Source organism: Stenotrophomonas maltophilia group sp. Smal17 (assembly GCF_030237045.1).
Lineage (GTDB): Bacteria > Pseudomonadota > Gammaproteobacteria > Xanthomonadales > Xanthomonadaceae > Stenotrophomonas > Stenotrophomonas forensis.
Genome location: NZ_JASJSU010000008.1, coordinates 72892 through 79253, shown reverse-complemented (window position 1 = coordinate 79253; position 6362 = coordinate 72892). Strand labels below are relative to the sequence as shown.

The following is a 6362-nucleotide window of genomic DNA, read 5'->3' as shown; positions in this document are numbered from 1 at the left end:
CCCATCAAGGAGCCCGTATGGACCCGAGCAACGTCAACGCCCAGGTCATCGATGTGATCAACCAGGTGCAGACGGCCACCATGGCCACGACCGTGGTGAAGACCAGTGGCGCCGGCAAGGCCTACCAATCGGTGGCCCAGTCCGCGGCGATTGCCGTGCAGGACGCGGCCGACGCGCTGCGCAACGTTTCCACCATCGCAACCACCGCCGCCGGCGTGGCCATGGCTCAATACCTGGCGACCGGAGACGAAAAGTATGCGAGGGTGCTTACGCAGGCGCAGACCATGATGCAGGGGGCCACCGACGACTTCACCCGCGTCGGCAGCGCCGCTGCGACCGTCCTCAAGGATTTTCCGGCCCAGTGAGGCCGCCAGGAGAGCCACGCATGAGCGTTTTCATCGACGGTCGCCCCGTTCCCCATCCCGGCCAGTTCAGTTCGCGAACCAAGCGCGTGCTGCCGTTCGTCGATGGCGGCCACTATTGGCTGCAGTGGGCCATCGATTCACACGAGCATCGATACGCCTTTGCAGACGAAGGCGCGATGCTCGAAGGCGTGCAGCAGGGCCTGCATGGTTCACGCATGGCCTGGCTTCCCCATGCCGGCCTGCAGGTGAGCCCGGTCAAGCTGCTCAGCCTTCACACCGACGAACTTGAAGCGTTGCGCCAGCTGGAATCGAGCCCGCCCAGCAACCTGCTGTCGAATGAAGTGCAGAGTGTGCTGGTCCGGCACGGCCTGCTGAGCAACAAGGAACTGGGCGCATACCGGCCCTTCCTCGCGGCCGTTGGCGCCGGCGACGCGCCGCTGCTGCAGCAGCTCGACTTCCGTGAATCGCTGGCGCTGTACCAGCTGGCCCAGGAACAGGGCGGCCATAACCCGCCCAGCGAGGTCCAGGCCGAAGCGGCCCGTTTCGCCTTGCAGCACGCACGCAGGCCGATCGAGTTCGCCGACTATTTCCGCTTCTACCTGCGTGCTTATCGGCCGGGAGGCAACAGCGACCTGCGCCTGGAACGTGCCACGCACGCATTGCAGACCCTGCTGCCGATGCTGTTCGGCTACCTGGACGGGCCCCAGCTTTCGCATCTTCCATCCCCCGAGCAGGTGCGCGCCGCCATTGCCGAAACACTGGCGGCAAACCGCCACATCGGCTACGCCCGCATTTCGCTGGCCGCGCAGCAGGTCGCGATGTTCCTGGGCGATGGCGATGGGCTGCAGCTGGATGGCGAACGATGGCGCGAGGCCGCGCGTCGGCAACTGCGTAGCGCACAGGCGTTCCTCGACAACCATCCGGTCTCGCGCGGCCAGCTCGGCCAGGACGGTGCCAGCGTGCTGTTCGCCATCGATGGCTCCAAGGAACAGGCGCGCATCCAGGTGGAGGACAACGTCATCACCCTGCAGGACTACCGCCGAACGCGCCGTTTCGCCGAGGATGAGGCCGAGATCGGCTACCAGGCAGACGCGGTGTGAGCCCGCCCTCACCCCCGCCCGGGCCTGATGACGGCGTGCAGGCAGCCACGGCCGCGCTGGCCTCGGCCGCCGGCGTGGCCGTGAACGCCGGCCGTCAGGCCGCGCGGCAGCAAGCGCAGAAGATCCTGGCCGATGCCCAGGCGGCATTGCGCCACATCCTGGGGGAGCGCAACGACGGCTCCTCCTCCCCAGCCCCAGAAGGAGTTCCTGCGATGACCTTCCCGATCCCACCCTCTCCGTTCCCCACGCCGGACCGTCCCGGCGGCAAAACCCCCATGCAGATTGCGCAGGAACTTGCCGACGCCGCGATGGCGGCAAGCGACGAAGGCATCCGCCAGGCGATGACGGTCTCGCAGCAGGCCGTCGAAGCCGCCGCCGAAGCCGCCCGCCGCGCCGATGAGGCTGCCGAGGAAGCGGTACGCAGGGCCGCCGAAGCGAACGCCAGGTAGCGTCCGCTGCGGTGATGCGCTCACCCCGGGCAGGCCTGAACCTGCGCCGGGGTTTTCATTGCTCCGGTATGCGCCGATAGCTGCGCGGGCTGACCCCGACCAGGCGCCGGAAGCTCTTCTCGAAGTGGCTGAGGTCACCGAAGCCGACCTGCAGCGCGACATCGGTGATGCGCAGGCGCTGCCCACCCCGCAGCAGCTGCTTGGCGTGTTCGATGCGCTGCTGCTGCAGCAGCAGCTTGAAGGTGGTGCCCAGTTCGCTGCGGAACAGGAAGCCCAGGTGCGACTGGCTCACATGCGCCTGGCGCGCCAAATCGCCCAGCGTGACCGGCTCGGCGGCGTGATCCTTCAGATAGGCAAGCGCACGCTTGAGGCCATCGTGCAGGCCGTCGTGCGACGGCGCAGGTGTCGTCGAAGCGACAGCTTGCGGTACTGCCCCGGCCGCCTGCAGCGCCTCCCCGTCGGGCACCGGAGGATCGGCATCCGCCACTGTTTCGCCCAGCATCAGGCCAGGCGCATGCCGCAGCAGGTCCTCACGACGGATGCTGCGCCCGCCGGTCATCACCGCCAGGCGCACCACCACCCGCTCCATCTCCAGCAGGTTGCCGGGCCAGTCATGGCCACGCAGCGCATCCAGCACGTCCTCGCTGATGACCTGCGGGTTGAACCCATGCATCTGCAGCGAGCGCGCCACCAGCGCATCGATGTCGTCGCTGCGCTCGCGCAACGGGGGAATGTCCACGGTAAGGAACTCCAGCCCGGCCAGCAGCGCCCGCGAGAACTGCCGCTCGCGCACACGCTGTTCAAGGTCGGCACTGGTGGAGGCGATCACCCGGATCGCGCGGGCCTGGCCAGACTGGACGGTGGCGGTCTCCAGGTCGCGGATGCAATGCGAGAGCTGCGCCTGCAAGGGAACCGGAAGCTCATCCACCTCGTGGAAATACAGGCTGCCGCCGCGGGCGCGCGCGAACCAGTCCGCAGGCGTTTCCTGTGGATGGGCGCAGTTGACCTCGACGAACGGCCCCCGCCGCCGCGGACCGCAGCTGTGCAGGGCCGCGGCCAGTTCCATCTTCTCGGTGCCGAATTCGCCGCGCAGCAGCACCGGCAACTGGCTGGCGGCAGCGCGCTCGACGAACTCCTCCATCCGCTTCAACGCATCGCAGGCGCCGACCAGCAGCAACGGGCGGCTCAGGGCCTGTTCGGCCCAGGCTTGCGCTTCGTAGCGCTTGATCAGATGTGCGCATCGATGCGCGAACGCTTCACCCAGCGCCAGCGCACTGCTGTCCAGTCCACCCGCCTCGCCTTCCAGCTGCAGCTCGCCGAGCACCTCGCCGCCGTAGCGGATCGGTAGGCGCTGGCCGGCCTCCAGCGACGCGTCCTGGCCAGGGGCCGTGCCCGGTCCACGCAGATGGACACGGCCGCCACGCAGCGCATGGTGTTGCGAAAACTCCTTGATGAACGCGCCCAGCAGGTCGGGCAAGGACCGGTACGGTCGATAGGCGCGCTGCAACATCTGACTGACTTGCCTGTGCATTGAAACTCCCCTTGCGAATGGCGCCCCGGTGCTGCTGCACCAGGCGATCGCGCAATGCCTAGCGTCTGGCTTCATTGCGTGATGCTGCGATGCCTACGCCGCGCCTCGCGCCAGCCGCTGCACACGCAGATCAACGCGCACGCTGTCCGCCCCCATGCCCCCAGGGGGTTGCCGTCGGTGGGTCGACGATGCGGACGTCGGACGGATCCGGATTCCCCCAACGCCTTCACGGCGCCGGCATTTCCGATTATCGAATCGGAGTTTCAAGAGAAACGTGATGATAATCACGTGAATATCCAGATTGCCGCACCAAATCCACGGGTCGGCGGGCTCCTGCACCACCAGGAAATCGTCCTTTTCGCGGGCCGTGGCGCGGCGCCAGCGATATCTGGGCAGCGTGCAGCACCGGGCCCGTATGCCGGTGCCGCCAGCGGGCGGCATAATCCGCGCCCAACCAAGGAGATTCAACGTATGGAACACACTAGCCCGGCAGCCCCCAAAAACTATCTGATGTGGGCGATCCTGAGTATCTTCGGTGGCTTCTGGCCCTTCGGCATCGTCGCCACCGTCTACGCCAACCGCACGTCATCGCTGCTCGCCGCCGGCCAGATCGGCCCGGCCACGGTGGCATCGCGCAAAGCGCTGCGCTGGATGATCGCTTCATTCGTCACGCTGCCGCTGTGTGTCCTGCTGCTGGTGGGGTATGCACTGATCCTGCGCGCAGCGGGCTGAGCCACACAGCGCCGGTCTGCGGCATGATGGGCGTCCTGTCCTGCTCTGGAGCCAGCCATGCCTTTGGGATTCATCGGCCTGGGCGTCATGGGAACGCCCATGGCCGGCCACCTGGCGCGGGCGGGCCGTGCCGTGCTGGGCTGGTCCCGCTCCGGCCGCAACCACGCCGCCGCGCGTGCCGCAGGCGTCGAGGTCCGTGAGCAGCTGCACGACGTATTCGCAGCCTGCGAAACCCTCATCCTGATGCTGGCCAACGACGACGCCATCGACAGCGTGCTTGATCGACAGGGCAGCGCGTTCGGCGAACGCGTGCGCGGCCGCCTGCTGATCAACATGGGCACCAGTTCGGCGGCGTATTCACAGGCGCTGGGCGAGCAGATCCGCGCCGCGGGTGGCCGTTACGTGGAGGCGCCGGTCTCCGGCTCCCGTGTGCAGGCCGAAGCGGCGCAACTGGTCATCATGCTGGCCGGCACCGATGCCGATCTCGCCGTAGCGGCACCGCTGCTGGCACCGATGGGCCGGCAGACGGTGTGCTGCGGCAGCGTGCCGTCCGCGTTGCGCATGAAGCTGGCGGTGAACCTGTACCTGATCACGCTGGTCACCGGCCTGGCCGAAGCCGTGCACTTCGCCGAAGCCCACGGCATCGAGCTGGAACGCTTCGCGCAGGTGCTCAATGCCGGGCCGATGGCCAGTGAGGTGTCACGGATCAAGCTGGACAAGATGGCCCGTGGCGATTTTGCCGTGCAGGCATCGATCACCGATGTACACAAGAACAGCGCGCTGGTGGCCGCCGCTGCACGCGAGGCAGGCATGCATGCACCGCTGATCGAGGCCAGCGATGCCTTGTTCGCACAGGCAGAGCACGCAGGTCTGGGCGCGTTGGACATGGCCGCCGTGCTGGAGGTGGTCCGCGCCAGGCCGGGCGCTGCCGGCCGGCGCTGACCCGGATTCATCTTCCGGCACTCCTGCCGTCCCCGGCCGCTGCTATATTCAGCCCAGGTCGGCAGGCACGGTGCCTGCCCTCGAATCACAGGGAGTTGGACATGGGTCTGGTACAGGCGGTGAAGGGTGCGGTAGGCGGTGTGCTGGCCGACCAGTGGAAGGACTTCTACACCGTGCCCACGGGCCTGCCGTCCACGGCGGCCCTGTTCGCAGCGGTGCCGCACGGCACCAATGCCGGCCGCGGCTCCAACACCAGCGGCTCGTCCAACATCATCAGCAACGGCTCGAAGATCATCGTGCCGGAAGGCTACGGCCTGCTGCTGTTCCAGGACGGCGCGATCACCGCGTTCGTCGCCGAAGCGGGCGGCTACGAGTGGCGCTCGGACGATCTGAACTCGCAGTCGATCTTTGCCGGTGACGGCCTGGTCAGCACCTTCATCAAGCAGAGCTGGGAACGCTTCAAGTTCGGCGGCCAGCCCGGCTCGCAGCAGGCTGCGTATTTCGTCTCGCTGAAGGAACTGCCCGACAACCGCTTCGGCACCCAGTCGGAAATCTACTGGGACGACGGCTTCCTCAACACCCAGGTCGGCGCGGTCACCCGTGGCTCGTACACGCTGAAGATCGTCGACCCGATCCTGTTCGTGAAGAACTTCGTGCCGGCCAGCTACCTGCAGCCGGGCCAGGTGTTCGACTTCACCGATCTGGACAACGCCGCCGCCAGCCAGCTGTTCAATGAAGTGGTCGGTTCGCTGGCCCCGGCCTTCAGCCTGTACACGAACGATCCGAGCAAGGGCAACCGCATCACCAAGCTGCAGCAGGATTCGATCGGCTTTGCGCAGAGCCTGTCGGCCGCGGTCGAGCAGGCGTATCAGTGGCAGAGCGATCGCGGCCTGGCCATCGTCAAGACCGCCATCGTTTCCATCGAGTACGACGCCAACACCCGTGAACTGCTGAAGACCGTGCAGCGCGCCGATGCGCTGTCCGGCTCGCGCGGCAACTCCAACCTGCAGGCCAGCGTCGCCCAGGGCATCCAGTCGGCCGGCGAGAACGGCGGTGCGGCAGGGCTTGTCGGTGTCGGCATGGCCTCGGGCATGTTCGGTGTCGGCGGCATGCAGCAGCCGGTTACACCGGCCGCAGACGATCCGGTGGCCAAGCTGAAGAAGGCCAAGGAGATGCTGGACCTGGGCCTGATCACCCAGAGCGACTACGACGCCCTGAAGGCCAAGGCACTGGGCCTGTAACG

At 67.2% G+C, this 6362-nt stretch carries 7 protein-coding genes; 6 read left to right on the top strand and 1 reads right to left on the bottom strand.

Annotation, left to right across the window (positions count from 1 at the left end; translation table 11 throughout):
* The 3 genes from QRO93_RS04270 to QRO93_RS04260 form a co-directional block, all read left to right on the top strand.
* The coding region (locus tag QRO93_RS04270; RefSeq protein WP_285303963.1) for a hypothetical protein at positions 1-365 on the top strand (365 nt) is incomplete at its 5' end.
* Positions 366-385: 20 nt separating this feature from the next.
* Positions 386-1465 carry a hypothetical protein gene (locus QRO93_RS04265; RefSeq protein WP_180878585.1) on the top strand — a complete coding sequence of 360 codons (1080 nt, stop codon included), beginning with the start codon at positions 386-388 and terminating at the stop codon, positions 1463-1465.
* 35 nt (positions 1466-1500) lie between these two features.
* A complete protein-coding gene (locus tag QRO93_RS04260) occupies positions 1501-1914 on the top strand; it encodes a hypothetical protein (RefSeq protein WP_285303962.1) in 414 nt (137 codons plus the stop codon).
* A 55-nt stretch (positions 1915-1969) separates the two neighbouring features.
* Here QRO93_RS04260 and QRO93_RS04255 read toward each other — a convergent pair whose 3' ends face one another.
* Positions 1970-3445 (bottom strand): helix-turn-helix domain-containing protein, encoded by a 1476-nt coding sequence (locus QRO93_RS04255; RefSeq protein ID WP_180878586.1) that lies wholly within the window; start codon positions 3443-3445, stop codon positions 1970-1972.
* A gap of 288 nt (positions 3446-3733) precedes the next feature.
* Between QRO93_RS04255 and QRO93_RS04250 the strand changes: the two genes are divergently transcribed.
* The 3 genes from QRO93_RS04250 to QRO93_RS04240 all read left to right on the top strand — a co-directional run bounded on the left by QRO93_RS04250 (position 3734) and on the right by QRO93_RS04240 (position 6360).
* Complete coding sequence (locus QRO93_RS04250) at positions 3734-4177, top strand: CD225/dispanin family protein (RefSeq protein ID WP_180878587.1); 444 nt, start codon at positions 3734-3736, stop codon at positions 4175-4177.
* Between the two features lie 57 nt (positions 4178-4234).
* Positions 4235-5119, top strand: a complete 885-nt coding sequence (locus QRO93_RS04245) for an NAD(P)-dependent oxidoreductase (protein ID WP_180878588.1) — start codon at positions 4235-4237, stop codon at positions 5117-5119.
* Positions 5120-5220: 101 nt separating this feature from the next.
* Positions 5221-6360, top strand: a complete 1140-nt coding sequence (locus tag QRO93_RS04240; RefSeq protein ID WP_180878589.1) for an SPFH domain-containing protein — start codon at positions 5221-5223, stop codon at positions 6358-6360.
* The last annotated feature ends 2 nt before the right edge of the window (positions 6361-6362 follow it).